Source organism: Anatilimnocola aggregata, from assembly GCF_007747655.1.
In the GTDB taxonomy this organism is placed as follows: domain Bacteria; phylum Planctomycetota; class Planctomycetia; order Pirellulales; family Pirellulaceae; genus Anatilimnocola; species Anatilimnocola aggregata.
This window is the reverse complement of sequence record NZ_CP036274.1, coordinates 7,377,011-7,402,175: the sequence shown is the minus strand read 5'-3', so window position 1 is coordinate 7,402,175 and position 25,165 is coordinate 7,377,011. Positions and strand designations below refer to the sequence as shown.

General features: G+C 58.7%; 23 protein-coding genes. 11 read left to right on the top strand and 12 right to left on the bottom strand.

Annotation, left to right across the window (positions count from 1 at the left end; all coding sequences use genetic code 11):
* Window positions 1–116 precede the first annotated feature (116 nt).
* Window positions 117–1,145 (top strand): metallophosphoesterase, encoded by a 1,029-nt coding sequence (locus ETAA8_RS28055; RefSeq protein WP_145096647.1) that lies wholly within the window; start codon window positions 117–119, stop codon window positions 1,143–1,145.
* A 280-nt stretch (window positions 1,146–1,425) separates the two neighbouring features.
* A complete protein-coding gene (locus ETAA8_RS35745) occupies window positions 1,426–3,090 on the top strand; it encodes a DEAD/DEAH box helicase (RefSeq protein WP_315851579.1) in 1,665 nt (554 codons plus the stop codon).
* Window positions 3,091–3,104: 14 nt separating this feature from the next.
* On the opposite strand, the gene ETAA8_RS28040 is transcribed toward ETAA8_RS35745, so the two are convergent.
* Window positions 3,105–3,989 (bottom strand): tetratricopeptide repeat protein, encoded by an 885-nt coding sequence (locus tag ETAA8_RS28040; protein WP_202921319.1) that lies wholly within the window; start codon window positions 3,987–3,989, stop codon window positions 3,105–3,107.
* Window positions 3,990–4,339: 350 nt separating this feature from the next.
* Here ETAA8_RS28040 and ETAA8_RS28035 point away from each other — a divergent pair, with 350 nt between their 5' ends.
* Window positions 4,340–4,783, top strand: coding sequence for a hypothetical protein (locus ETAA8_RS28035; protein WP_145096642.1), 444 nt, complete (start codon window positions 4,340–4,342; stop codon window positions 4,781–4,783).
* 30 nt (window positions 4,784–4,813) lie between these two features.
* Here ETAA8_RS28035 and lpxA read toward each other — a convergent pair whose 3' ends face one another.
* The 3 genes from lpxA to ETAA8_RS28020 form a co-directional block, all read right to left on the bottom strand.
* Entirely contained in the window at window positions 4,814–5,677 is an 864-nt protein-coding gene (gene lpxA, locus ETAA8_RS28030) for an acyl-ACP--UDP-N-acetylglucosamine O-acyltransferase (RefSeq protein WP_202921318.1), read from the bottom strand.
* Window positions 5,678–5,974: 297 nt separating this feature from the next.
* Window positions 5,975–7,618, bottom strand: coding sequence for a pyridoxal phosphate-dependent decarboxylase family protein (locus ETAA8_RS28025; RefSeq protein ID WP_145096637.1), 1,644 nt, complete (start codon window positions 7,616–7,618; stop codon window positions 5,975–5,977).
* Between the two features lie 100 nt (window positions 7,619–7,718).
* Window positions 7,719–9,290, bottom strand: coding sequence for a hypothetical protein (locus ETAA8_RS28020; protein ID WP_145096634.1), 1,572 nt, complete (start codon window positions 9,288–9,290; stop codon window positions 7,719–7,721).
* Between the two features lie 134 nt (window positions 9,291–9,424).
* On the opposite strand from ETAA8_RS28020, the gene ETAA8_RS28015 reads away from it, so the two are divergent.
* The 3 genes from ETAA8_RS28015 to ETAA8_RS28010 all read left to right on the top strand — a co-directional run bounded on the left by ETAA8_RS28015 (window position 9,425) and on the right by ETAA8_RS28010 (window position 11,751).
* On the top strand, window positions 9,425–10,468 hold the full coding sequence (locus ETAA8_RS28015) for an FAD:protein FMN transferase (protein WP_145096631.1): 1,044 nt from the start codon (window positions 9,425–9,427) through the stop codon (window positions 10,466–10,468).
* Between the two features lie 106 nt (window positions 10,469–10,574).
* Window positions 10,575–10,742: a hypothetical protein gene (locus tag ETAA8_RS35005; RefSeq protein WP_202921317.1), complete on the top strand. Its 168-nt coding sequence runs from the start codon at window positions 10,575–10,577 to the stop codon at window positions 10,740–10,742.
* Window positions 10,743–10,983: 241 nt separating this feature from the next.
* The gene (locus ETAA8_RS28010; RefSeq protein WP_202921316.1) at window positions 10,984–11,751 is read left to right on the top strand and encodes a polyprenol monophosphomannose synthase; all 768 of its coding nucleotides are present in this window, start codon (window positions 10,984–10,986) and stop codon (window positions 11,749–11,751) included.
* A gap of 186 nt (window positions 11,752–11,937) precedes the next feature.
* Here ETAA8_RS28010 and ETAA8_RS28005 read toward each other — a convergent pair whose 3' ends face one another.
* The 7 genes from ETAA8_RS28005 to ETAA8_RS27975 all read right to left on the bottom strand — a co-directional run bounded on the left by ETAA8_RS28005 (window position 11,938) and on the right by ETAA8_RS27975 (window position 19,947).
* Window positions 11,938–12,867, bottom strand: coding sequence for an SDR family oxidoreductase (locus ETAA8_RS28005; RefSeq protein ID WP_145096629.1), 930 nt, complete (start codon window positions 12,865–12,867; stop codon window positions 11,938–11,940).
* A 45-nt stretch (window positions 12,868–12,912) separates the two neighbouring features.
* The gene (locus tag ETAA8_RS28000) at window positions 12,913–13,914 is read right to left on the bottom strand and encodes a P-loop NTPase family protein (RefSeq protein ID WP_145096626.1); all 1,002 of its coding nucleotides are present in this window, start codon (window positions 13,912–13,914) and stop codon (window positions 12,913–12,915) included.
* Window positions 13,915–13,965: 51 nt separating this feature from the next.
* A complete protein-coding gene (locus ETAA8_RS27995; RefSeq protein ID WP_145096623.1) occupies window positions 13,966–15,564 on the bottom strand; it encodes an ExeA family protein in 1,599 nt (532 codons plus the stop codon).
* Between the two features lie 278 nt (window positions 15,565–15,842).
* On the bottom strand, window positions 15,843–17,321 hold the full coding sequence (locus tag ETAA8_RS27990; protein ID WP_145096620.1) for a GumC domain-containing protein: 1,479 nt from the start codon (window positions 17,319–17,321) through the stop codon (window positions 15,843–15,845).
* 352 nt (window positions 17,322–17,673) lie between these two features.
* The gene (locus ETAA8_RS27985; RefSeq protein WP_145096618.1) at window positions 17,674–18,231 is read right to left on the bottom strand and encodes a hypothetical protein; all 558 of its coding nucleotides are present in this window, start codon (window positions 18,229–18,231) and stop codon (window positions 17,674–17,676) included.
* Entirely contained in the window at window positions 18,216–19,085 is an 870-nt protein-coding gene (locus ETAA8_RS27980) for a hypothetical protein (RefSeq protein WP_145096615.1), read from the bottom strand. The genes ETAA8_RS27985 and ETAA8_RS27980 overlap by 16 nt, the downstream gene beginning before the upstream one ends.
* Before the next feature lie 67 nt (window positions 19,086–19,152).
* Entirely contained in the window at window positions 19,153–19,947 is a 795-nt protein-coding gene (locus ETAA8_RS27975; RefSeq protein WP_145096612.1) for a hypothetical protein, read from the bottom strand.
* A gap of 146 nt (window positions 19,948–20,093) precedes the next feature.
* On the opposite strand from ETAA8_RS27975, the gene ETAA8_RS27970 reads away from it, so the two are divergent.
* From ETAA8_RS27970 to ETAA8_RS27950, 5 genes are all read left to right on the top strand, one after another.
* Window positions 20,094–20,783 carry a phosphoribosylanthranilate isomerase gene (locus ETAA8_RS27970; RefSeq protein WP_145096609.1) on the top strand — a complete coding sequence of 230 codons (690 nt, stop codon included), beginning with the start codon at window positions 20,094–20,096 and terminating at the stop codon, window positions 20,781–20,783.
* A 431-nt stretch (window positions 20,784–21,214) separates the two neighbouring features.
* Window positions 21,215–21,931, top strand: coding sequence for a hypothetical protein (locus ETAA8_RS27965; protein WP_145096606.1), 717 nt, complete (start codon window positions 21,215–21,217; stop codon window positions 21,929–21,931).
* A 280-nt stretch (window positions 21,932–22,211) separates the two neighbouring features.
* On the top strand, window positions 22,212–23,552 hold the full coding sequence (ahcY, locus tag ETAA8_RS27960; protein WP_145096603.1) for an adenosylhomocysteinase: 1,341 nt from the start codon (window positions 22,212–22,214) through the stop codon (window positions 23,550–23,552).
* 190 nt (window positions 23,553–23,742) lie between these two features.
* Window positions 23,743–24,192, top strand: coding sequence for a hypothetical protein (locus tag ETAA8_RS27955; RefSeq protein WP_145096601.1), 450 nt, complete (start codon window positions 23,743–23,745; stop codon window positions 24,190–24,192).
* An 8-nt stretch (window positions 24,193–24,200) separates the two neighbouring features.
* A complete protein-coding gene (locus ETAA8_RS27950; protein WP_145096598.1) occupies window positions 24,201–24,749 on the top strand; it encodes a hypothetical protein in 549 nt (182 codons plus the stop codon).
* 100 nt (window positions 24,750–24,849) lie between these two features.
* Here ETAA8_RS27950 and ETAA8_RS35000 read toward each other — a convergent pair whose 3' ends face one another.
* Window positions 24,850–25,023, bottom strand: coding sequence for a hypothetical protein (locus ETAA8_RS35000; protein WP_202921315.1), 174 nt, complete (start codon window positions 25,021–25,023; stop codon window positions 24,850–24,852).
* Window positions 25,024–25,165: the final 142 nt, after the last annotated feature.

Below are 25,165 nucleotides of genomic sequence, written 5' to 3'. Positions count from 1 at the left end.
TCTTACGTCGCTGCGGCGATTATCATTTAGTCGAGTTACTTGCAGAGTGAAAATAAGTCGCTGTTGCAAGTACCTCACCTGTAAGTGCCCGCCTCCACCTCTCCGAGTGAGCCGAAATGCTGAAGCCTCTTCGTGCGCTGACAAGATCAAATCTCCTGTTATTGGCCATCACTGCAGTTGTTTCGCCGCTCACTGCGGCCGAGCCATTCACGTTTATTGTTACCTCCGATTCGCATTACGAAGCGGTCGAGAAGGTGGAACGAAATGACCGGAATCGTGTGACAATCGAGAGAATGAACTCGATTGCCGAACAAAGTTGGCCGGAGAAAATTGGCGGTGGGAAGATTGGTAAACCGCTAGGCGTCTTGGTCCTGGGGGACTTGATTGACGACGGCGACAAGAACGGCGAGACCGAGATCGAATGGCAGCACTTCGAAAAGCAATTTGGGCTCGATGGAACCGATGGCTTGCTCAAGTTTCCCGTGTTTGAAGGATGGGGCAATCACGATGGGCCGCCCGAGAAGTTCATTAAACAGCGACGTAGTGTGCAGGCGGAGATTAAGCGGCGCAATCTCCTGCGACTCGAGAAAAAGTTGATTACCGCGGTTAGTCCGAATGGCCTGCATTACTCCTGGGACTGGAATGGTGTGCATTTCATTCAAACGAATCTCTACCCGGCCGATAAGCAGAATGCAAAAGTTCGCTATTCGCTCCCCTGGCACGACCCGCAGATGGCGCTGCAATTTGTGAAGGACGATCTGGCAGCCCAGGTTGGCAACAGTGGCCGCCCGGTGGTAATCGTGGCCCATTGTGGGTTCGATACCGATTGGTGGGTGGCTGAAGACTGGACCGCCTTCTATCAAGCAGTGAAGCCATACAACGTGATTGCCTATTGCTACGGTCACAGCGGGACTGGCTATCGCAAATGGCAGCCCACAGCAGAGGACCGGCCGCTCGATGGGGTAAATACGGGACAGACCGAAAAGGGCTTCTTCGTGGTTGAAGTCTCGGAGCAGCGGATGCGTCTGGGCTACCACGTGAAAATGGACCCCGCGATACTCGAAAACCCAACGTGGACCTGGAAATTCCTGCTCGAAAAGCCGATTGTGCATTCGGCCAGCGGGCCGCCGAAATCACCGCAATAACCGGCACTTCCGGCTTAAGAGTGCGGCTGCTGCCATGGCGAGTTAGGTTGCGTGGATGGCAGTTTCACACTTTTTGAGAAATTCGTCCTCAGATTCATTTTCTCCCCTAGACCACTCGCCGGGGCGGATGTTAGAACGAACTACGGATTGATCCTTTCGGTTTTTAGCCATCGGATTTCCGCCAGGTCCAATGGTTTTTTCGCTGCCGCGTGTTTTGCGGTCGCCACCTTACGGTCCTGGGATTCTCCCAGCGAGAGCACCTGCTCTCCAGAGACCAAGCATGTCCTTTGAATCGCTCTCGTTAGCGCCAGAGATTCTGCGCGCCGTGTTAGCCGAAGGCTACACAATTCCTACTCCTATCCAGGCTCAGGCGATCCCACATCTGTTAGCTGGCCGAGATTTGCTCGGCTGCGCTCAGACCGGTACCGGCAAGACCGCTGCGTTCGCGCTGCCGATTTTGCATCGCCTGTCCACGACGAAACCCAAGCAGCAGCCCGAACCGGCTCGCGGCGAAGTTACCCCGTCGCGCGAAGGTCGTTTTCATGACGATCGTCCGCAGCACGGGCACATGCTCAATGCGTTTTCTCGCACGCGGCATGCCCCCAAGCACCGTCGTCCGACGCGCGCTTTGATCCTTTCGCCCACCCGCGAATTGGCTTCGCAAATTGCCGATAGCCTCGATACCTATGGTCGCAATACGCGACTGCGGTTCGTCACTGTCTATGGTGGTGTGAGCCAAGGTCCGCAAGTGCGCATGTTGCAGCAAGGCGTCGATATCATCATCGCCACGCCGGGTCGCCTTGTCGATTTGATTCAGCAAGGTTGGATCGACATCAGCACCATCGAAATGTTCGTCCTCGACGAAGCCGACCGCATGCTCGATATGGGCTTTTTGCCCGACTTGAAGCGGATCAGCGATTGCTTGCCCTCCGAACGGCAGACGTTGCTCTTCTCGGCCACGATGCCGGACCCGATTCAACGCCTGGCTGATCAGATTTTGCGCAATCCCGCGCACGTGAAGATCGCTCCCGAAAAGGCGACGACGGAACTGATCGAGCAACAGGTCTATCACGTTGCGAAGGGGCAGAAGGCCGACTTGCTGACTGGCCTGCTGCAACGCCCCGATTTCTCGCGCGTGATTGTCTTCACGCAGACGAAGCATGGAGCCGATCGCGTTTGCAAGCAGTTGGATCGCGCGAACATTCGCTCGGAAGCCATTCACGGCAACAAGAGCCAGAATGCTCGCCAGCGAGCCCTGAACGCGTTCAAGTCGAACCAGATTCAAGTGCTCGTGGCCACCGATGTCGCCGCACGCGGTATCGATGTCGATAACATCACGCACGTGATTCAGTTCGATCTGCCGAACGAACCAGAGACCTACGTTCACCGCATTGGCCGCACCGGCCGCGCGGGGGCTGCTGGTCTGGCGATTTCGTTCTGCGATCAGGAACAACGGACCGAACTGCGCGATATCGAACGGCTGATCAATCGCCGCTTGGACGTGCAGAAAGATCATCCGGACGGTGTCGAAGTTCTGCAAGCTGCCCAGGTGAAGTCGGCTCCGGCCAATCCACCCGGTAAGTTCCGCTTCGGTGGTGCTGTTCGTAATCGCAAGCCATTCGGCAAGTCGTCGCGCGGTCCAGCCAGCAATGGCGGCGACCGATCGGCACCGCCCCGTGAAGGTCGGCCGAGCAGTTTTGGCGGAGATCGCCCTCAGAAGGATCGCCCGCAAGGCGATCGTCCTTCGGCCGATCAAAGTCGGTCGCGGAGCGAACGTCCGTTCGGTGCCGAGCGGCCCCAGCGATCCAGCGAATCGCGTTCTGGTGAATCGCGCCCCAGCAATGGTCCACGTCCGCAGGGCGATCGACCGGCCAAGTCGTTTGGGGGCGCCAGTAAGTTCAAGTTCAAGAGCAAGCGACGTCCGGCAACTGCTGGGCGGGGCTAGTTTGACGGAGCGGTTTAACGCTCGATGTTGACCGGCATCAAAGCGGCCGTGAGCCGCTTTTGCTGGAGAGAAAGTTCGCTTTGCATCTGCAGCGAACTGGCATGGCGCGGATCAATCTGCAGCGCGCCATTCAAAGCGATCGCTGCGCCAGTCTGATCGCCAATTGCCATCCGCGTTTGGGCCAGTTCGTACAAAAGCTCTGCCGACGGCTGGCCCTGATTGGCGGCCTTGGCCAGGCATTCGGCCGCATCGTGATTGCGATTCAACTGCCGCAGCACCAGACCTTGCCGAAAAAGCACATCGGCGGGAACAGATCCCGGCGGGAACTGATCGGACAACGACTGCAACGTTGCGAGCGCACGTTGCGGACGATGACTTTGGCTATAAATCTCGGCGAGAGCCACCTGCACTTCGGGAAAGTGGGGGTGATAACTGAGCGCCCGGTGATAGGCGGCCAGCGCTTCTTCTCGCTGGCCAGCGGCTCGGTGCACGTTGCCGCGCAGCGCCCAAGCGCTCGGCAGATGCTTGTTCGCGATAATCGCTTTGTCTGCCTGGCGACCAGCTGCCGGAAGATTGTTCTGCTCTAGATACATCTGCCCAAGCTGCACTAGCCGTTCGGGATCGTCACCCGAAAGCTTGACAGCTTCGACCATGTGACTGACAGCCTGGTCTTGAGCACCACGACGCCAGAGCGATTCGGCATAACCGCACCGGGCCCGTTCGTCCTTGGGTGAATTCTGCACGGCCTGCGCGAAGTAGGTCTCGGCCTGATCCCAACGTCCCTTTTGCTGAGCGTCTTTTCCCCGCAGCGAGAGTTGCCGCGTGAGGGAAATGGTCTCGTCCGATTCCTTCTTGCAAGGCAGCGAGCGACAACCGACCAGCCCGGCAGCGATCAGCATAGAAACAACGATCCCGCAGGCACACCTGTGAGGAGCGCGCTCGCGCAGCGTCGTGCAAGGCGGAAACGACTTGGGCATCCGTGCCTGTCTGCTGAATGGAACTTCAAGACCTACTGCCGGGTATCGATGGTATCGGCAGGCCGCGATCAATCATTGAGCGCGGAAAGGTCGGAACCGGTAGTAACGGGGAATAACAAATTCTCGGCGAATTGAAAAGAAGAAGAACCGCGCGGCCAATTGCTAGCGACAGCGAACAGCCTGCCAGCACCGGGCACTATTCAGCTGGCAACACGCGGGTTAGGTTGGCAATGGTGTTTGAGGTTTCGTTTGCTCGTTATTGGTAGCTGAATATGCCGGCGGTTTTCGAAAAGTTCGGGGTCAAGTTGATGTACCCCGAGAATTGGCAAATCACCGATCTCGATGCAGAGGGACAGCCCTACGCCTTCACTCTGCAAAGCGAAGAAACGGCCTACTGGACGCTGTACATCTATCCGCCCGGCCACGAAGTGCGGCCGAAGGTCAAAGAGATCTGCGAAAGCCTCGAAGCCGAGTATAAAGAAATTGAAGTGCTGCCGCGGGAAGAGATCATCGGCGATGCCAAGACCAAGGGAGTCGACCTGGCCTTCTTCTATCTCGACCTGCTGGTCGAAGCCAGAATTCGGACCTTGCGCACCCCTTCAGCGACGCTGATTTGGCACTATCAGGCAGAAAGCCGCGAGTTCGAACGCCGCGAGCCGGTGTTTCAGGCGATCGCGGTTAGCATGTTGCAGGAACTGGTGCCGCTGCCTGAATAGTAGCGGCTAGTTTCCTGCTGACTGAGCGCTTCAGGCAGCTTCGCGCTTGTCGCCGACTTCGTCGAGATCGTCTTCGTCGGCACCCACGATTTTCAGTGTCGCCCGGCGGCTGATGCGGCGCTCTTGGACGAAGCCACGCTTGCCCTGTTTGAGGAACTCGAAGAACTCGGCAGCTGGTCCTTCGTTGAACTCGGCCTTGAGAATGTGCAGCACTTCGGTCCACCGCAGACCCTGGCGATAGATGACGCGATAGGCTTTTTTCAGTTGCAGGATTTGATCGGGAGTGTAACCGTTGCGCCGCAGGCCGACGCGATTCAGGCCGACGATTTCGGTCGAACCGCCACCTTCGACCATCATGAAGGGAGGCACGTCTTGCACAATTTTGGCCAGTGCGCCGACCATGGCCAGACGGCCGATGCGGCAGAACTGATGAACGCCAACACCGCCCGAGATGTACGCGCGATCTTCCAGGTGGCAGTGGCCGCCGATCATGGCGTTGTTTACGAGGACGCAGTTATTGCCAATGCGCACATCGTGACCAACGTGGGAGTTGACCATCATCAAATTGTGATTGCCGACAACCGTCGACGCGTCGTTGGCGTGGCCGCGATGAAACGTGGCGTTTTCGCGAATGCGGTTATGATCGCCGATAATCAGCACGCCACCGGGCTGCATTTCGACCAGGTGCTGAGCTTTCGCGCCGAGCACGGCCCCTTCGCCCAGTTCGTTATTCACACCCATGGTGGTGCGATTCTTGACCACCGAGCGGGCTTCCAGCTTGCAATCGTCGCCAATGCGCACTTCGGCTTCGACCACACAGAACGGCCCGATGGTTACATTCTGGCCAAGTTCCGCGCGGGGATCGACAATCGCCGTTGGATGAATGTGGGCCACAGGTGCTCTTTTCTCGCGACAGCTGGGTCGTCGCTCATGGGGGTTTTGGGTCAGTTGCAGTAGTGGGCCGAACAGTCGCACTCATTGCGACGCTCGTCGCCGCCCCACATCGTTCCGTGTCTAGCAATGAAATCGGAAAAACCCGGTCTGCGCGTTGAAGCGCAGGTGCGGATTATGCCAAGTTTGCTGAACCTGTCGACATCAATTTTTTCTTCCCACGGCACACGCTCTGCCTAGCTTTCCGCATCGACGCTAGCAGAGACCGATCTCGACCTGAAAGTATGCTCGGCAAGCGTTCTAAGAACTGGTGAGCAACTGCTCGCGCGCTGCCAGCACATGCGAGATGACCGAGCCCATGCGACCCTCGTCGGCAAAGGGTGATAGCACGTAACTCTTGAGCGCGGAGATCGGTTCGCCGCAATCGGCCGTGCGATATTCGCCGGTATAGCCCAAAGCCACACCGCGTCCGGCCATCGCTTCTGCATGCACCCGTTCGTAGATTAGCCGGTTCAGCTCGTTGTTCTGCCGCAGTTGCTCGCGATAGGTCGGGTCGTGCTGCTCGCGCTGCTTGACCAAGAAGGTATCGGTCCCGCGCGGATAAGCGCGGAACAGCGTGACCGGCCCGTAGTTCTGGTCGTTCATCACCGATAGTTCTGGCCGAGCGCCGATCTGCTCGCGCAGCAGTTCGGCCATTTCGACAGCATGGCCAATGAGCGTTTGAAAACCCTCACGACCTAAGAGCAGCAGGTTCGCAAGGGCTGCCATCACCCCTGTCGCGCTGCGGGATGTTTCGAGCGAGAATAGCCCCGGATGATACTCACCCGAATGAAACAAATACGGAGTCGTCGCGCGATCGCGAACAATCTGGCTGAAGTCGGCGCGGTCGCGCAGCAGGAACAACGACGAGATATAAGGTGCAAACCCGGTTTTATGGAAGTCGATACCAACGGAGTCTGCCAGCTTGAGGTGCTGCATGGCATGTTGAGTGGCCGCGAGGGCCCGCAATGTTCGCCCGCGAAAGCCAAGCGTATTGGCGGAGAAGTCGTAGTCGTTGAACACCGCCCAGGCCCAGCCGATGACCGCGTCGGCATGAATGTGGGGCCGATAGTCGAGTTTTAGCTCGTCGATCAATCGTTCGCGCAGGCCATAGATGCCTGCCAGGTCGTCGACACCGAAGGCATCAGTCGTGCCCATTGTCGCCACAATCGCGGCGATGCGCTGACCAGCAGCATGTGCGTCGCGAAAGGCAACTTCGAGTGCTGCAATCTCAAGTGAATTGTTCGGATGCGTTTTGACTCGCACCACGCTTTGCTGCCCGAGTCCCAGCCAGCCGGCAGCTGTGGCGGCGGCATAGTGGCTTTGCTGGGAACAAAGCACGACCGCCGGCTGCTGAAGCCCGCGCTCGAAGACGTCCGGAATCGCCTTTTCCAGGCCGATCTTGATGCCGTACAGCAGCGTGCCGGTGCCGCCAAAGGTGAACAGCCCGCCGGCATTCGCCGCGTCGTAACCCACCAGTTGAGCCGTCATCGCGGCTACGCGAACTTCCGCTTCGGAGAATCCGAGATTGGTTTCATCGCTGCAAAGATTCGGGTTGTACATCGACGGCAGGACGACGCCGATAATGCTGGCGATCGAAGGATGTGCGACGACGTTCACCTGGCTGCGCGGATGGCCAAAGATCAGCTGGCCATCAAGGCAGCGGACCAATTCAGGAATCACTTCTTCCAGCGATGAGCCGCAGGCCGGCAACTGCGAGAGGCCCGCTGCTGCATAGTCGGGAAGTCGCGGCGTCCCCAGAATGGGAGCCTGCGTCTTCAGGGCATCGACGCGATCAAGTGCTTTCAGTAACGAGAAGACGACATAACCGTCGTGCACCGGATTCGAAACCGGTGCCGGAAATGCCTGCCTCAATTGCTCGAGCAGCTCGTGATAACGAGACATGGGAGAGGTTCTGAGCTAATTGTTTTGAGTGAAGAGACAGGAAAGCAAATGCAAGGCTTACCTGTCTCTCAATCGTAACTTCAGAACAGAGCGGTGCGAACTATCGCCGATTTGGCGGACGACGACCGCGCCCACCGCCACCGCGATGTTCGGGCCGTTCGGAGCGAGCGTTCATGTTGCCGTCGATCAGCATTCCCACGGTATCTTGCCAGGTGGGAATTTTCTTGTGAGCGTGGCCTTCTTCACCCTCATCGCCCCCTTCGCCCAACTCGGCGGCCAGGGATTCGTCGACTTCATCATCTTCGGGATTGTGTCGCGCGTCGCGCTGGGGGCGACCACGTGAAGCGGAAGTTGGACGGGGAGGTGCCGGGCTAATGAATTCATCGTCCAGATCAGAATCGGAATCGTCACGATCCACACTGCGTGCAGGTGCTGCACTGCGGGGAGCTTCGGCACCTTCTTCGCGCGGCGAGCCACCACGGCGACGACGGCGACGACGGCGCGGCCCCCGGTCTTCACTTTCGCCTTCGCGTGGTTCGGGCCGACTGGGGCGATCTTCGGCAGCCAGGTGGTCGTCATCTGCGAGGGGTTCAGGAGCAAACTCGTCGTCGACAAAAGCATCGGGGACTGGTGCGAAATCGAAATCCTCGTCGCGCGGCGCGCGTGCCGGTGCGGCACTTGCTTCGACTTCATCGCGGCGGCCACCACGGCGACGACGACGGCGGCGGCGACGTGGATCGCTACCTTCACCACCTTCTTCGCTCGGGCGATCAAAGCCCAAACGATCGTCGGCAGCTGGTTCATCGAGTGGTTCGCGGGCGGGCACAAAGTCATCTTCGTGATCGACGGCTTCGCTCACAGGCTCGGGATGTGTTTCTGGCGGCCAATCTTCAATCACGCCATCGCCAAAGCCGCGACGTGGAGTGGGAGTCTCGCGTGGGGGACGACGACCGGCATCGTGGCCGCGATGATCGCGCCCGCGTGAATCTGGACCGCGCGAGTCGCGAGGTTCGGCAGCCCGAGGTTCGGCACTGCGTGGTTCAGCTCCGCGAGGCTCGCGGGTTTCACGTGTTTCGCTGCTGCGTGGCTCACGTTCGCGACGTGGTTCGCCTCGTTCGCCACCACGATTTTCGCGGCGTGGCTCACTGCGATCGCGGTCTGCCCGCTCGCGATTGCCGCGCCCGCGGTCTTCGCGTTCTGGTCGTGCGGGACGAGTATCGGCTTCGGCTCGTGCGGGCGGAGCAAACAGGTCGGCAGGAAGATCGTCGGCGACGGGTGCCATCCGCGCGACTTCACGTTGTTGAATTTCGACCTTGGCCACCGGAGTGGGCACTGGCGCTGGCGCGGGCTCTGGTTCAGGCTCTGGCTCTGGCTCGGGTTCGGCCTGGGCGACCGAAAGTCCTAGCATGCCAGCTAGTTTGCCCCAATGACCGGAGGTCTTGGCGGGCTTTTTGGCGATGGGCTTGGCAACTTCAGCTACCGGAGCTGGCGCAGCGACCGTTGGCGCAGCTGCCACTGGAGTAGCAGCGACGGGCTCGGGCGCGACAGGTGCCGGTGGCGGCTCGACTGGCGGGGCCTCGGGAGCAGCAGCAGCTGCTGCTGGAGACGAGGAAGCGAGACCGATGCTTTCAAGCAACGATGCCCAGTGGTCTTTTCTTGGTGTATCAGCCATGCCGTGGTACAGTTTGTAAGGAGAAGATTTTCTGCCAAGCTGCTTAATATAGCGGCTGCAATCACGGCAGGGAAGTCGTTTCTCCGCTTAAACTTGCGCAAATTGCAGTGAGCCCGTCGAAGAGGACCGTTGGCATGAACCTGGCAAACTTTGCGGGGCAGCGATGGCTGGGCCTCGCCATCTGCTGCTGGGCCATCGTTTGCCCCTGGGAACCGGCGAAGGCTGCCGAACTGGCCCGTTTCAATCAAACTCAAGTCCATATGGGGGTTGAGTTTGAGATTGTCGTGTATGCCGCCGAAAAGTCGCTTGCCGACCAGGGAATTGCTGCGGCTTTTGCCCGGATTGCCGAACTCGATGGAAAACTCAACGACTACAACTTGGAGAGCGAGCTCTCGAAGTTGAGCGCTTCTGCGCCAACACCCCAACCGGTTCCGGTTAGCGACGATCTCTTCCACGTCCTTTCCAAGGCCGAGCAGGTGGCTTCGCTTTCGGGCGGGGCCTTTGATGCCACCATTGGACCCCTCACCAAGTTGTGGCGGCGTGCTCGTCGGCAGCACCAACTTCCTGACGAAGCGCAATTGAAAGAGGCTTTTGCCAGCGTCGGCTATCGAAAACTGCAAACCGACTCGAAGCAGCGACGCGTCTCTTTGCACCACGAGAAAATGAGGTTGGACTTGGGTGGCATCGCCAAGGGGTTCGCGGCGGACGAAGGGCTGAAAACACTGGCGAAGAGTGGCATTGCCCGCGCACTCGTGCGCGCCAGCGGCGACATCGCCGCTGGTGATCCGCCCCCCGGTGAAATGGGCTGGAAGGTGGGCCTCGCTCCGCTCAATCCCACCGAGGAACCCACGACATTCGTTTACCTCAAACAGCAGGCGATCTCCACTTCGGGCGAAGCACGTCAGCACCTGATTGTGAACGGGCGGCGCTATTCGCACCTGATTGACCCACGCACTGGCCAACCGCTAAGCGGCCGCTTGAGCGTGACTGTGATCGCCCCGCGCGGCATCGAAGCCGATGCACTCGCCTCCGCTGTTGCCGTGCTGGGGCCCGAGCAGGGAAACAAGCTCATCGACAGTTGCCCTGAAACCAGCGCGCTGATGATCACGGCCGCCGATGACGGCACGAATGTGCAAAAGCATGCTTCGGCGAGGTTTGCAACTGTCGCCAACGAATAAGCGATGTATTCTCTGGCGCTCTTTCGCCAGGCTCTATCAAACGGCTAAGTCGTCAAGTAATTTACAAACAGACGAGCGATCAGAATCAGTGCGAGGTACAACGAAGATGGATGGCAAAGCCAAGAAGCGGTTGGAAGTGATTCGCCAGAAGCTGCCGATGCTGAAGCAGCAATTGGCGGGCGCGAAAAAGCAAATGGACGACGTGGAAGAAGTTCGCAAACTGGAAAAAGACATTGCGGCCATGGAAGCGGAAGCAACCAAGCTGCGCGGTTAAGAAGCACCGTTGGTCCGGGGTCGGGAGTCTTTGGCGAGCAACCGGCCACCACATCGTTGAGCCATTAATCGCCGAAGACTCCCGACCCCACTCGATTGCGTTGGCCGCAGTTCGGAATGTGCGGGCTGTGCGGATCGAATTGCCTGGCAGCGAAGCAACTTTTGCGGAGTGAGAAATTGCGGACGTAGAATCGAAATATCGCCACAAAAAAGGGCGATTTCTTCTGAGGAAGCTACGCCCGATGACCACTTCGACTCTCCCCATGCCCGTCGACGAAATTCCTCCCGCGCAGAGTTCGGCACGCACGCTCGTGAGTGTGGCCACGTACAACGAACTGGCCAACTTACCGCAGTTGGTCGATGAAATCTTTGCCGTCGCGCCGCACGTCGACATCCTCGTGATCGACGACAACTCGCCCGATGGAACTGGTCAGTGGGCCGATGAGCGAGCAAGTGCGGACCCGCGCGTGCACGTACTGCATCGGGCTGGCAAACTTGGCTTGGGAACCGCGATTATTGCGGGAATGCAGTACGCAATTGCCCACGACTACGACTACCTGCTGAACATGGATGCCGACTTCAGTCATCATCCGCGGTACATTCCGGCACTGATCGCAGGGATGGAAACAACCGACGTGATGATCGGCTCGCGCTATTGCCCCGGCGGCGGCGTGAAAGATTGGCCGCTTAAACGGCAACTGATGAGCAAGGCAGTCAACTTTTATGCCCGCACTTCGCTCGGACTTAAGCCCCGCGATTGCAGCGGTGCCTTCCGCTGCTTCCGTGTTGCTACGCTGAAGAAAATAGTGTTCGAGCAGATTCGCAGTCGGGGCTACTCGTTTCAAGAAGAGATTCTGTGGCACTTGAAACGAGTGGGGGCGAGGTTTGCTGAGTCCCCCATTCTGTTCGCCGATCGCGAGCGTGGTCAGTCGAAGATCAACAGTCGCGAAGCTCTCGCAGCGCTCTGGATCATCTTTCGCCTCGGCGTAAAGAATTGGCTGGGCGTTTAATACTCCCGCTCTTGCCTCGAATTGCACGCCTTACACAGCCCGACGCGTCAACGAGGGGATTTTGTGAACCAGCGTTCAGGCGTGAGGGACCACGGTCAATCAATTGCGCAAGAAAGCATGCGCGGCTGAATTAGAACCCGGCAGCGAATGTCCCCTCGCTGACGCGTCGCGCTAAGTGGGTTTAGGTTAGCCCTTCATCGCGGCGACGGTTCGCAGCATCCCTTCTTTCAGATCAATGGTCGGGTTATATCCGAGCACTTGGCGGGCGAGAGAAATATCGGCGAGGCTATCGCGCACATCGCCCGCGCGGGAAGGGGCGAAGTTGGGCTTGAGATTGGTGCCGATAATGGGCTGCAGCATGCCGAGCATGTCGAGCAAACTGGTGGCCTGTCCGCTACCGACGTTGAAGGTTTGCCCAGCTGCTGCGGGCACTTGCGAGGCGAGTAGGTTCGCTTGCACCACGTTATCGATGTAGGTGAAATCGCGAGTTTGTTTACCATCGCCATAGATGGTGGGTGCCTGGCCGGCGAGCAGCTTTTGCGCAAAGAGGGGAACTACGGCTGCGTAGGGACCATTCGGATCCTGCTGCGGACCAAACACGTTGAAGTACCGCAGCGAAACGGTCTCCAGGCCATAGCTGTGATAGAACGAATGGCAATAGTGTTCGGCCGCCAGTTTCGCAGCAGCATAAGGCGATATAGGCGACGGCAAGTCCGTTTCTTTCTTCAGCGGTGTGGGCTGATTGCCGTAAGCGCTGCTCGAGGCGGCATAGACCACTCGCTTGACGCCCGCTTGCTGGGCGGCATGCAAAACCACAAGGGTGCCGGTGACGCAGGCCGAATGCGTGGCGAGCGGATCTTCGACGCTGCGGGGCACCGATGCCAAGGCTGCCTGATGGAAGACGATGTCGACGCCGTCCACCGCTTGCTTCACGATTTGCAGGTCGGCGACATCACCGACGAACAATTGCACGCGATGCCGATTCGCCCCGAGGTTTTCGCGTTTATCCGAATCTGGCAGATCGAGCACGCGAACCTGATCGCCGCGTTTGACGAGGGCATCGACCAGATGCGAGCCAATAAAGCCACAGCCGCCGGTGACGAGTATTTTTGCCATGTGCTGGGATGCGCGGGGGGCGGTTTGCCGGACCATATTCGAAAGTTAGGAGCCAGATGCCTGAGCGGCAATACAGCCTAACACCCGGGCTCCCTTGCTGCGCAGCCGAGTCAGCATTTGTTGGGCAGGAATTGTCTCAGCGATGCCCAGCGGAACTGTCAGATAGGTCGCAGTTGCCGCGCGCGTTAAGAGTTCGAGCCGCGCTGGCGGCGATTCGATAGTGTGAAAAACTACCTGGCGGAAAGTATTCCGCAACGACGGCAGGACTAATCCCCAGTCGCGATCGGCGGCCGGTTCACCGGTACCTGCAGGAAGAAAATAAAGATTCCGCAGGCCCGTGGGTTGAACCCATTTGGACCAACTGTTCGGCGCGGCCAGCCATTGGGCCAAACCAGGCGCGCGGGGCAAGCCCATTTCGAACGAGAGCGTGGAACCTGATCCGCCACCATCGACGAGCAGGATATCTCCGCCACGATCGGCGATCATCCCGGCAATGCCCAAGGCGAGTTCGGTGTGCCCGCGCCACGGTTCGATCGCTGCCAGGGCAAAGCTGGAAACGGCTCGCTCCGCATAGTCTTGCGACAAGCGTTCGGCCAGGTCGCCATACGCGCCGGCAAACCGCGGATCGGCGAGCAGGCGGACCATTGTTTGCTCAAGTGCGGAAAGTTCTTGCTTCGGTCCGTTCAATTTCCAAGCTGGGGCGTCGGCATCGGTCGCGAGCGGAGCATTGCTGACAGGGGCCGCGGTCGGCGCTGGAGGAACAACGGGCGCGGGGGCTTCCATTACTTCGGGGCGCGGCATGGTCCGCTGCTGCAAATAGTCTTCCAAGCTTGGTTGTGGCGGGCGCGAGGCGGGCTCGGCGAGGGCCACACGCACGTTTTCCGCAATGACAGGCTGGACGACCAAATGTGCGCAGGACGAATCGACGAGTCCTTGGAGCGGGCCGACATAATGTGGAATGGTCGATTCGGTTCCGTAGGGCAACTGCGAGCCGGCGCTGGGAAAGCGCGCTTCGAGATTCTTTAGCGCTTGCCGCATCCGACTCATGACTGTTCCTCGCCTGTTAAACCAAAACTGCCCGCTTGCTTTTTCGCCGGACTAACCTCGCCGCAACGAACTGAACAATTGACGATACTCGGCCCGCTTCGGCTTGCCGGGAGCCGAGTGCGTCTTACGCCGCGGAGCTTCTTCTTCGATGATGATCATGTCGCGATCGTCGCTACCAAAATCTTTGAGTGGCAGAGTGGCGCGTTGGCCACTGGCCGCGAGATCGTGCTCCGGATAGACCGGATCGTTGGCCGCGGGCGAAGGTTCGATGCGCGAAATCACCGGCTCGGGCTCCGCGTACATCTCTTCGCTGATTTCGACGGGCTTCGAGGCGACAATCATCGGCTGCACGATTGGCGTGCTTTCGGTGCGGGCAATTTGCGGCGCGGTCGCAGCCTGCATTTCTTGAATGCTGAACAAGGCTGCGGCGATTTGACGACCTTCTTCGCTATAGACTTGCGGCCGAGCACGCATGGCAGCCGCTTCGAGCGAAGCATAACGGTCGATGATAATTTCTTCTTCGGAGAAGTCTTTGCCGAACGGATCAGCGGCCGACTGGAAGATCACTTCCACTTCGGTGCTACTAGCGTGCAGCGGTAAAAAGTCGCGCGAATAGGCACCGGGGCCGGCAGCTTGCGCGAGAACACCTTCGGGCAGATCGAGCGCGGCGATTTCATCATCGATCTGATCGATGAGTGCGGCAGCTTCGGCGGCTGGATCGCTGTTGAGCATGTCGGCGATTGGGGCGGTCACTTGCAGGCCGGGCTCGTCGAGTTGCCCGAACTCGATGATGTTGCCGGTTTCTTCGGCAACGGGGACGCTCTTTTCGCTCCAAGGAAGCGGCAGCTGCTGCAGATCGGCCCAGGCTTCTTCGATGCCCGAGTCGTCCAACTGCTGATGACCGCCGAGCGCGGCGAGGACGAGCGCGTGATCGCACAACTGATTGATTAGCCGGGGAATGCCATCGGTGGCGATGAAGACCGCCTCGAGCGCGCTGGCAGTGAACATCGCCTCGGGCTTGCCGCCAATGTTGCGCACTTGTTCGCGCACGTAGTGCAGCGTTTCTTCGCGGGTCAAGGGTTGCAAGTAACAGCGGGTTGCGAGTCGTTGTTGAAACGATTCGAGCTTGGGGCTGGCCAGGCGTTCTTCCATCGACGCATTGCCGGCCAGCACCAGTCGCACGCGCGGCTGACCATCGCGAACTGTGTTCGTCAACTGACGAATTTCTTCCAGCAAACGAAGCGGCAACGAGTGGGCTTCATCGACGAGGAGCAACAACCCCAGCGGACCACCTTCGCGCGGTTCCAAATGCTGCAAGAGCGACAGGCGGAGTTCACCCTCGTCCATCTCGCGATAGGGGAGTTTCAGTTCGAACAGAATGCTTTGCAGCAGTGCCTTGCGGGTGCAAAGCTGAGCGCTGTTGAGCATGGCGATGTGAAACTTGCTGCGGAAACCGGCGGCCAGCAATTGCAGTAGCAGCGATTTACCCGATCCTGCGGGGCCCACGACCAGCCCCACACCTTCAGCCCGCTCGATGCACCGAACCAGGTTTTCGAGCGCTGCCTGGTGCGTGCCGGTGCGCACATAGGCGGCTGCCGTGGGTGCGGAGGCGAAGGGACGTTGTGCCATCTGAAAGGAGCTTTCGTACATCGGCCTATCCTGGAAGCATCGTTGTCAGGCGTCAGTGAATCCACGGCGGAAGTGCAAACGACTCAGGCGGGAGAGACGCCATCGCGCGAGCGGGGAACTGCTGGCTGCCAGCTGCTAGCGGGCCCTGGGCAGCGCATCACCACCACTCGCGTTCAATCGAATCACCTTCTGCATCGACCAAACATTGCAGCTGACTGCAGGGTGGAGAGGTTAATTTCGGCCGGGAGTTGGTTGAACTTTTCGGAAACAGACCGGCTCAACGAACTCTAGCGATTGAATCAGCCCAGTACGCGGTGATGCAGCAGGTCGAAAGCCTGGCCGAGTGTCGAGGCCGGATCGCTGGTCCACTGGGCACTCAGGTTGCTATCAGCGGCCGAAGCCCAGGCCGAGACGAGGATCACGGCCGCAATGATGGCCAGGCTTAACTGCGTGAGGCGCTGCAAGTGCCAGCTCATGCGTTCTGGCGTGCGGCGGGGCAACTCGGTTGTGAGCGGGACTTCGCCCAACACCGGCAGGGGCAAGGTCTCGGCCAATTGCGCGACGCTCATCAGCGAGCCATCGCTGGCGACCAGATAACTGATCCGCCAGGTACCAAGACCAGCGCACAGGGCGAGCGCTCCTGCCAGCAAACATTGAAACGGCTGCACGCGACCGCCAACTTGCAGCTGCGTCCAGGCGGGCGAAGTTTGCCAGCCCGTCGTATTCAGTCCGCGAACCCATTGCTGCTGAGCTTCGCTCCACTGCCGTTCGGCCATGGTTCGCTTGCCAGTCGCGGTCGACCAGGCGGCCGTTAGTTGTTGAATGTGACCGACGCTCGAGAGTGAATTTACATCAGCCGACTCACCGGCCGAACTGATCAGTCGCACACTCAGGCGCGAGTCGTTGCGGGCCGCTTCTTGCAATTGTGGACCGCGCAAGGCGGGGGCATGTTGACCTTCTTCTGCGCGACTTCCGTCCAGTGTTTGCGGCGTGGCATTGAGTTGCGACTGCAGCGCACCGAGTTGAGCTTCGGCTTCGATCACTTGCGGATGCTCGGGCGTGCGAGCGGAGAGCAATTGGTCGAGCCGGGCTTTAGCCAATTGCAACTTCTGCTGCAAAGCTTGCCAGGCGGGATTCACTTGATTGGCGGCCACCGCGCTGGAACTTTTGGTTTCGCGCTCGGCGGCCTGCATTGCGGCGGCAAGTTGCTCGTGGCGGGCCCGTTCGAGCGTTTGCCGAGCGAATTCTTCTTCATCGCGGGCCTGGGTCAGCACTTTTTGATAGTGCTGCACGAGCAACTGAGCTTCGCTTTGATCGAGATGCTTCAGCTGTTCGGTGAGCGACTGGCTGAGCTTCGTAATCAAGCGCGAAGCCAATTGGCGATCGCGATGTTGCAGGGCCAACTGCCAGCTAGAATTCGCAGCCTCAGCGGAGAGGGGCTTCACCGATAGACCGCTTTGCAATTGCCGAATCAGGTCGTTCTGCGATGCGAGCGAGTCCCGCGGACAGACTTGCTGCACGGTGGCAGCCAAAACGGCATCGGTCTTGATCCAGGCGGCTACCTGTTCCGTCGCGAGCGGCGCGGTCGTCATCGCGCGGTCATCGGCCGCCTGAATCTTCTGGCTGACTATATACCCTTCGAGGGGCGAGCGAGCCAGAACCAACACCAGCAGGAAGACAGCCGTGGCAACGAGCAGAATCGGCGCATATTTCCGCGACATTGCCGACGGGTCAGCAAACCCGGGCTCACTTCGCGCGGCATACGGTCCATCGTGCATCGCAAGCGCATCCTGGCTTGTTCGACCTGTGGGGAGAATCCTCCGGTGGTATCGACGCAGACCATCCTCGCCCTTCAAGGCAGGTGGCCATGCTGTCAGGACCGCTACAAGTGGACTCGTTTGCTAGCGTGGCTTCCATGGAAACTGATGAGCCAGAAGCGTCAGCGCCCGGAGAGTATTTGCTCTCTCTCTCTCTCTCTCTCTCTCTCTCTCTTCGCGGAGAAACCTCCGGGCGCTGACGCTGCCGGCTCAGAGGAACGCGAGAGCGCCAGTCATCCCGCCGTGCTGCTGGGCCTCGTCGCGGGAGGGTCGATCAATTCGGAAGTGACAACGGGCGCGACGTCGACCCACCCTACTTTGCGGGTGCGATCGGTGCTGGCGGCAGGGGCGGTGGTTGCATGCCCCCCTGCGCCATGACGGCACCTGCTGGCATGACTCCCATCACCGGCGGAGCGACGTTGCCCATCACCATTTTGCCGGTAACGGGCATGTTGTGACTTTTCAGGCGACAGACTTTTGATTGCGCCGTGAAGGCGCGGATGCCGGGAATCGCGCCCGCTGCAGTTAGTAGACTCGCGAACAGGGCCACCGATAAACCGACGGAGGCTGCGACCAGGCGAACGAACTTCGCCCGGACCGCAGCGAGGCCAACGGGGCAGTCCCGCGTGATGAGCGTGCCGTCGGCCCGCTTGTACATGCGAATGCAGGTGCGCCCTTCACTTTTTGCGACGAACGCGAACGCCTCTTCGCGCGTCATCTCGGAGAGATTGAAGACATTCAAGTTGCACTGCGAGCAAAATCGCTTCCGCTCTTCTCCTTGCATCGCGTTCCAATCGGCCGTGCAGGGAGAAGCGACTTCAATCAGATCGAGCGAAGGATGTTTGGCGACGGATTTCAGCTGGCTGACCATGATGAACCTCGCAGACGAGAGAGAAGAGTGCGGTCCGAAGGAATAAGTTGCCAGCCCGCCAGACGCATCGTCCAGAGCGAACCGAATGTCAGCAGCGCATACCAGCCCCAATAGACGGCGACGTATTGCCAAAAATCCGCCATCCCAAACGCAATGATCTGCACCAGCGCGAGAAACGCGGTGAGCAGGAGCAGAATCAGCGACTTCACGACAGTTGCTCCGCGAGTGCCTATCGCCCAGACCGCGGCCAGGCTGAGGAGCGCTGAACCGAAGCCGTCGACAAGGCAAACGAGAACGTAGTACGTTGGCGAGCCATCGTAAAAGCTGGCAATCGTCTGCAGCCAATTCGCACCGGCGAGTGTGATTGCGATCAGGGTCGTCGCGATTAGCAGTCCGCGAATCGAAACCTGCAGCGGTCCCAAGTCGCGAGTCTCAACAGCGTTCCAAGTTCCTTGGACCCAGAACAGGGCCGCGAGCAGGAGGCAAACAACCGCCAGAATCTGCGGAACGAGCAGTGCGGGAACGACGTAATCGCGAATATATTCCGCAGGAAAGACGCGAATCCAAATGGCGCCAACCAAGAGCCCAACTAGCAGAAACGGAACCGCTGTCCGCCAGGAGAGTCCACCGAGAAAAACGACGCTCGTGAACAAACCCAGTTGAGCGCAAAACGCCGCATCCCGCAACAAATCGCCGTTTGCACAAAGAGGCAGCAGAAGGTGGCCGACGAGTAACAGGCCGATCATCGCGCGCTGGAGCCAGATGATCGCCAAGGATAACGGGTTGGGTTCACTGGTCGAGATGGTGGCAACCGCGTTCACGGGTTCGTTCTCAGATTCGTTCTCGGCGGACATTACTACCTGCTAGTTAGACGAAAGACTCGGCCGATCGTTTCACGGGGCCATCGACGATCGCCCCATTTCATTCGATGGAGTACTCGCCGTCCAAGTTTCTTGATTCGTTAAGTTGCTGGTGAGGGCGAATCAATCGCCAGCCGGCAAGCCGCAGAACCATTAGTGAGGCAATCATGAATGCTTGCCACGCCGTAAACTGAAGGGCATGGGAATCCCAACTTTTCTCCATGCGAAAGGCAAAAACCTGAATCGTGTAGACGAAAACTGCCAACACTAGCATCAGGCTGAAGTTCAACCACCGCCACGAAGTTCCTAGTGCCCAAACAATCGAGAGAGTTAGCAGGCTAGTAGCGAGTGCATCAACCAAGGCATAGAGCGGCACATAGGATTCTGTTTCTGCTTGTCCCTCGACAAGTCGGCGCAATGAGGTGGCCCCTGAAACCACCACCGCGACAACGGTCGTCACGATCAGCAGTTGTTTTATCGAAATCTGCCAACATTTCCCCTCTGAACTAGGCGGGTTTGGCCAGCCACCGCGGATTCCGCTCAGCCGTACCCCCAGTATGGCGAGTGAACTAAAGAGGGCATGCGAAAACACAAGCTGATTCATGTACCCTTGGTACAGCAACGGAGTCTGTCCCAGCCAAAGAACGAAAGTAGCGGGGACGATTGGTGCCAGCAGAAATAATCGAGCCCAATCCAGTCCACTCAGCCCGGCAAAGACTGCCACCAAGGCAACTTGAGCCAAGATCATCGATTCTCGAACTCCTTCTGTATTACAAAGAAAGGGTGCCACAAACTGTCCCATACCGAACAGGAATAGCCCGTATCGTTGTGAAGTGACAAGTGGATTGGGAGTCATAGGCGCGTTGCCCAAACAATGGTCGTGATGCGGTCTGCCAATCCTACGAAGTAGCAGTTGTCCATTAGAATGAGTTTTGGGAGCCTTGCCCTCCCGATTTCAACCTCTCCCCGACGTGCCTGTTCAGCTTTCTCCCGGAGTTCCCTTTGTTTCGCATTAAGATTTGTGGCATTACGAACGTTGACGACGCCTTGCAGGCAATTGAAGCTGGCGCGGATGCGCTGGGACTCAATTTTTACAAGCGGAGCCCGCGCTATGTGACGCCGGAACAGGCAGCCGAAATTGTGCGGGCTGTGCGAACGTCGCCTGCCGGGCGGGGCGTGACCATTGTGGGGGTGTTTGTCAACGAAAGTCAGCCCGGGCTGATGACGCTGCAAGAGCAGTTGAAGCTCGATGCCTGGCAGCTGCACGGCGATGAGCCGGTGCAGTTTCTGGCGGCCCTCTCGACGCATCCTGACGTGCGCGTGAGCATGATTCGGGCCTATCGCTGCAAAGAGCGGGATCTATCGGCGATTGCCAACGACCTGCTCGCCTGCGATGCGGCAGTTGCCCTCCCTTCTGCCGTGTTGCTCGACGCTTATGCCCCGGATGCCTTCGGCGGGACGGGCAAAGTAGTCGACTGGAACGTGGTCCGCGACGAACGCGACCAACTCTTTGGCCTGCCGGTGATCTTGGCCGGTGGGCTGACCGCCGAAAACGTTGCCGAGGCAGTTCGGATCGCTCAGCCCGACGCGGTCGACGTCGCCAGCGGCGTCGAAAGTTCGCCGGGCAAGAAGGATTCGGCCAAAGTGCGTGACTTTATTGCCGCCGCGAAGGCGGCGTTAGCGGCCATTTAACAACACACTTGAGCGCACCACTGCGATCAGCATTTTCGGCTCCCGGCCCTTGGCTGACGTAGGCGTCCGGCTAGCGTTCATTAAAATCTGGTTCACCCACGCGCTTGCGCGGGTGAACTGCAAAACAAACGAACCACCAGTTCAACGGCCGCAAGCGGCCCGGTTAACCGGATCTGGCACCCTGACATCCATCGATAGTTCAACTGGCAGGGTCGCACCTTCGGTGCTGCCAATGATTTGGGTTCAGCACAGGCCGCAGTCTCTTGTCCACAAAGTTGACAACACCTGATAAAAAGTTGTTGGCAGGCGAGGTGTGCATGTGTACAATTTCGTCAGCAGTTAACAAGGTGTTGCTGCGGAGTAGGTGCGCCTGTTGTTGGGAGATTGTCATTAATACGAGCGAAAATGGTGGAAAGGTGGTGGTCTGCGGAATGGAGTTACGTCCAGAACCGCAAAAGGGGGGTGTTGATAAACCTGCTGAGTCCAAGGGGCAAAAAGTAGCGATTTCCCCAGGAAATCGCGAGTTTAGTGGTGATAGCCTCCCTGAGAAAATCAACAAACAGGATGTATTGAGTTTGGCCCAGATCGACGTAAGTCAGTCCGGAACTTCTGCGATTGCCACGCCCGCACTGCCGGAGAATCTCATCCCGCGCAAGCCCAATGAAGGGCCGCCACTGTCACTGCCCAATTCTGCGCCGTTTTGCAAAGGGGGACGGCTAACCGTCTTCACTGAAAGTCTCATCGAGCAGTTGTGGTTGCTCCTTTCGATCGGGTTCTCGCGGAATCAGGCAGCTGCCCATTTAGGAATCGATAAGAGTTCGATTTCTCGCGCTGTAAAGCGGGATCCCAATCTGGCGCTCGAACTGCGCCGGGCAGAAGAACTGAGTGATTTGCAGCCCGAATTGACGCTGATGACGGAAGCGCGCAAGAACTGGCGGGCGGCAGCCTGGTACTTGACGCATCGGGCGAAAAATCCGCGACCGTTGAGCGAAGAAGAGAAGGAAGAACGCCATCAGGCCAAGCTGGCCGACGATCGCCGCACGGCGATCGAAATGTGCGCGTTCGTGGAGCACGGGAAAGAGGAAGCGGCAAAGTCTTTTCGGCAACCGCGGCCGGGGGCGCGGCGACGACGGCGGACGCAGGAATGAGTAAACGGGTGAGAGAAGACGGGGGGCTTTGGCGAAAAGCGCTTTTTCAGTTGGGTGAGCGACTGCTCGCCAAAGACTCCGGACCGCTAATTCAGTCCACCTGTATTGGGGGTTTTGCTGGGGGCCTTCCGGGTTGTCGATCTGCTTGCCTCAACCCTATGATAGTGCCGTACTCACCGCCTGCGTTAACTGGCTCGATTGCGAACGGTTGGCATGGCAGGGATCTGTTCCGCGGGCGAGTCTGCCGCGCGGCCCGTTTGTTTGCTTAGGAGTTTTGCCTGTGTCTACTGCCGTTGCTCAACGTCTGCCGTACAAAGTGAAGGATCTCAGCCTGGCCGAGCTCGGTCGTAAGAAGATCATGCTCGCCGAAAACGAAATGCCCGGCTTGATGGCCTTGCGTCGTAAATATGGCAAGACCAAGCCGCTGACCGGTGCCCGGATTGCCGGTTGCTTGCACATGACCATCGAGACCGCCGTGCTGATCGAAACGCTGGTGGAACTGGGCGCGAAAGTGACCTGGAGCAGCTGCAATATTTTCAGCACCCAGGACGAAGCGGCCGCCGCCATCGCCGCTGCTGGTGTGCCGGTTTACGCCTGGAAGGGCATGAGCAACGAAGAGTTCGATTGGTGCATCGAGCAGACTTTGTTCTTCCCCGACGGCCAGCCGTTGAACCTGATTCTGGACGATGGTGGTGACCTGACGAACATGGTCCACGACAAGTACCCCGAGTTGCTCGCGGGCATCAAGGGTCTGTCGGAAGAAACCACGACGGGCGTGCATCGCCTGGCTCAGCGCCTGGAACAAGGGACCCTCAAGGTTCCAGCCATCAACATCAACGACTCGGTCACCAAGAGCAAGTTCGACAACTTGTACGGCTGCCGCGAATCGCTGGCCGACGGCATCAAGCGCGCGACCGACGTGATGATTGCCGGCAAGGTCTGCGTCGTCGCTGGCTACGGTGACGTGGGCAAGGGTTGTGCTCACAGCATGCGAAGCTACGGTGCTCGCGTGATCGTGACCGAAATCGACCCGATCAATGCTTTGCAAGCCGCGATGGAAGGCTTTGAAGTGGCGACGATGGAAGACGCTGCTCCGCAAGGGAACATCTTCGTCACCACGACGGGCTGCTGCGATATTCTTCGCGGCGAGCACATCGAAAAGATGCACAACGATGCCATCATTTGCAACATCGGGCACTTCGATATCGAAATCGACGTCGCTTGGATGGAAGCCCAAGTGAAGGCCGGCAAGGCCACGAAGGTCAACATCAAGCCTGCCGAGCAGGGTAAGGTCGATCGCTACACCTTCAAGTCGACTGGCCGCAGCGTGTTGTTGCTCGCCGAAGGTCGCCTGGTGAACCTCGGCTGTGCCACTGGCCACCCGGCGTTTGTGATGAGCAACAGCTTCACGAACCAGGTGCTAGCACAACTCGAATTGTGGCAACACACCGACAAGTACGAGGTGAGCCTCTATCGCCTGCCCAAGAAGCTGGACGAAGAAGTGGCTCGGTTGCACCTCGAGCACATCGGCGTGAAGTTGACTCAGCTGACGGCCAAGCAATCGGAATATTTGGGCGTGCCAGTCGAAGGTCCTTATAAGCCCGAGCACTATCGGTACTAATGCCAAGGCAGAATTAGGAAGATGTAAATGCGAAAGACCGGCTAAAGCCGGAACTCCAACAGGGAAGCCCGGTGGTGTGAGTGCATGCTGCCGGGCTTTTTGCTGCGCGGTGGCTGAAGTTGAGGGATCATTGGCGAAGCATCGAGCAGTGGACTACGATGCTGGTCTTCAAGTCTTCACCCATCAGGTTATGGCCAGTTCTATGTCTCAAGAGCCCTTCAATCCGTACGCATCGCCAGTTTCGGTCGAGGAATTTCCCAAGCTGTCAGACGCGTCCCATCGCGCGAGATTATTGGAAATTGCCAAGGCGCAGCGATTCTTGATTTATGTCTTGCTCACCGGGCTGTTGTTCGGTGTGCTGGCTCGGTTCATTAGCGGCTTGGGTGAGAGTTTTGGCGTTTACATTATCCTGGGGTTTCAGCTGGTGATTTCAGTGTTGCAGTCGGTCGCCATGTACGGATTGGGAAAGCGGGTTTATGGCTCGGCCAGTGCCATTGGGCTTGCCTTAGTTTCGTTTGTTCCCTGCGTTGGTTTGTTGTTCATGCTGATGGCCAACGGCGCGGCAACCAAAAAGCTAACCGCGGGCGGAATCAAGGTTGGCTTCATGGGAGCTGACCTCAAGCAGTTTGAGGAGCGGTAACGAAATCTATGGTTCCGGAATCGCACAACCCTTATCAATCGCCGGTTCATGACGACGCGCCGGAGACTATATTGCCCGGCGGATTGAGCCCGGCCACTCTATTGCAGCAGCGCGTCATCTGCGTGCTGCTGATCATTCACGGTCTGCTGACCCTGATGATGGGAGGCATGTACATCGTTTCGGCCTTCGTCATTCCAGACCTGATGTACCGCGGTAATGGTCCCGACGATCCGCGGATGGACCAGATGAAAAGCGTGCTTGTGATCAGTTATGTGTGTATGGCCAGCGGCGGTCTGATCGCCGGGGTCTTGCAGATTTATGCCGGCATTCGCAACTTCTGGCTGCGCGGCTATCGGTGGGGACTCGCGGCGCTCGGATCGCTGATTGTGGGTGGCATGACCTGCTACTGCCTGCCGACGGGTTTGGCGATTTTGATCTACGGGCTAATCATCTATCTTAGTCCCACGACCAGGCACGCCTTTGAACTGGCGAAGAGAGGCCTGACCTATCAAGACCTGGCCAAGATTGCCGATGCTGGTGGCTCGGGGCCCACGTAGGGATGTTATCACTTCGGTGCTGGATCTCAAATTGATCCCAGCACCACTCCTATTCGGCCCGCAAATATTACGGGCTGCTGCCGGTGCGGCTAAGTTCCAATTATCGACCGCCGGCATACACATGCACGCCGCCACCGCCTGGCACAGCGCGGTGCAGAATCACCAGCCCGCGACGGCTATGAACGACATGACCACCCGAGTATTGACGGCCACGAGCCTCGGCCATCGGTGCGAAAGCAATGGTCAGAAGGGCAATAACCAGTAAAGTCCTCATGCGAAATCTCCCAAGTGTTTTGTGCAATGTGACCAATGAACTGAAATCAAGTGGCAGGCCACCCTTGAACCAACGGGTTGCATCTTCACCTGGCAGGAATCCAAGCAAGTGAGATCCGGTCAGCTAGCAGTCATCGTGATTG

Bases quoted from the DNA above. Each gene is read 5' to 3' on its own strand.
- ETAA8_RS28010 (WP_202921316.1), top strand. From the start codon at position 10,984: ATGACCACTTCGACTCTCCCCATGCCCGTCGACGAAATTCCTCCCGCG.
- ETAA8_RS35000 (WP_202921315.1), bottom strand. From the start codon at position 25,023: ATGAGGACTTTACTGGTTATTGCCCTTCTGACCATTGCTTTCGCACCG.
- ETAA8_RS35005 (WP_202921317.1), top strand. From the start codon at position 10,575: ATGGATGGCAAAGCCAAGAAGCGGTTGGAAGTGATTCGCCAGAAGCTG.
- ETAA8_RS27985 (WP_145096618.1), bottom strand. From the start codon at position 18,231: ATGGTCAGCCAGCTGAAATCCGTCGCCAAACATCCTTCGCTCGATCTG.
- ETAA8_RS27975 (WP_145096612.1), bottom strand. From the start codon at position 19,947: ATGACTCCCAATCCACTTGTCACTTCACAACGATACGGGCTATTCCTG.
- ETAA8_RS28040 (WP_202921319.1), bottom strand. From the start codon at position 3,989: ATGCTGATCGCTGCCGGGCTGGTCGGTTGTCGCTCGCTGCCTTGCAAG.
- ETAA8_RS27980 (WP_145096615.1), bottom strand. From the start codon at position 19,085: ATGTCCGCCGAGAACGAATCTGAGAACGAACCCGTGAACGCGGTTGCC.
- ETAA8_RS27965 (WP_145096606.1), top strand. From the start codon at position 21,215: ATGGAGTTACGTCCAGAACCGCAAAAGGGGGGTGTTGATAAACCTGCT.
- ETAA8_RS28035 (WP_145096642.1), top strand. From the start codon at position 4,340: ATGCCGGCGGTTTTCGAAAAGTTCGGGGTCAAGTTGATGTACCCCGAG.
- ETAA8_RS28025 (WP_145096637.1), bottom strand. From the start codon at position 7,618: ATGTCTCGTTATCACGAGCTGCTCGAGCAATTGAGGCAGGCATTTCCG.
- ETAA8_RS35745 (WP_315851579.1), top strand. From the start codon at position 1,426: ATGTCCTTTGAATCGCTCTCGTTAGCGCCAGAGATTCTGCGCGCCGTG.
- ETAA8_RS28055 (WP_145096647.1), top strand. From the start codon at position 117: ATGCTGAAGCCTCTTCGTGCGCTGACAAGATCAAATCTCCTGTTATTG.
- ETAA8_RS27950 (WP_145096598.1), top strand. From the start codon at position 24,201: ATGGTTCCGGAATCGCACAACCCTTATCAATCGCCGGTTCATGACGAC.
- ETAA8_RS28015 (WP_145096631.1), top strand. From the start codon at position 9,425: ATGAACCTGGCAAACTTTGCGGGGCAGCGATGGCTGGGCCTCGCCATC.
- ETAA8_RS28020 (WP_145096634.1), bottom strand. From the start codon at position 9,290: ATGGCTGATACACCAAGAAAAGACCACTGGGCATCGTTGCTTGAAAGC.
- ETAA8_RS27995 (WP_145096623.1), bottom strand. From the start codon at position 15,564: ATGTACGAAAGCTCCTTTCAGATGGCACAACGTCCCTTCGCCTCCGCA.
- ETAA8_RS28005 (WP_145096629.1), bottom strand. From the start codon at position 12,867: ATGGCAAAAATACTCGTCACCGGCGGCTGTGGCTTTATTGGCTCGCAT.
- ETAA8_RS27955 (WP_145096601.1), top strand. From the start codon at position 23,743: ATGGCCAGTTCTATGTCTCAAGAGCCCTTCAATCCGTACGCATCGCCA.
- ETAA8_RS27990 (WP_145096620.1), bottom strand. From the start codon at position 17,321: ATGCACGATGGACCGTATGCCGCGCGAAGTGAGCCCGGGTTTGCTGAC.
- ETAA8_RS28000 (WP_145096626.1), bottom strand. From the start codon at position 13,914: ATGAGTCGGATGCGGCAAGCGCTAAAGAATCTCGAAGCGCGCTTTCCC.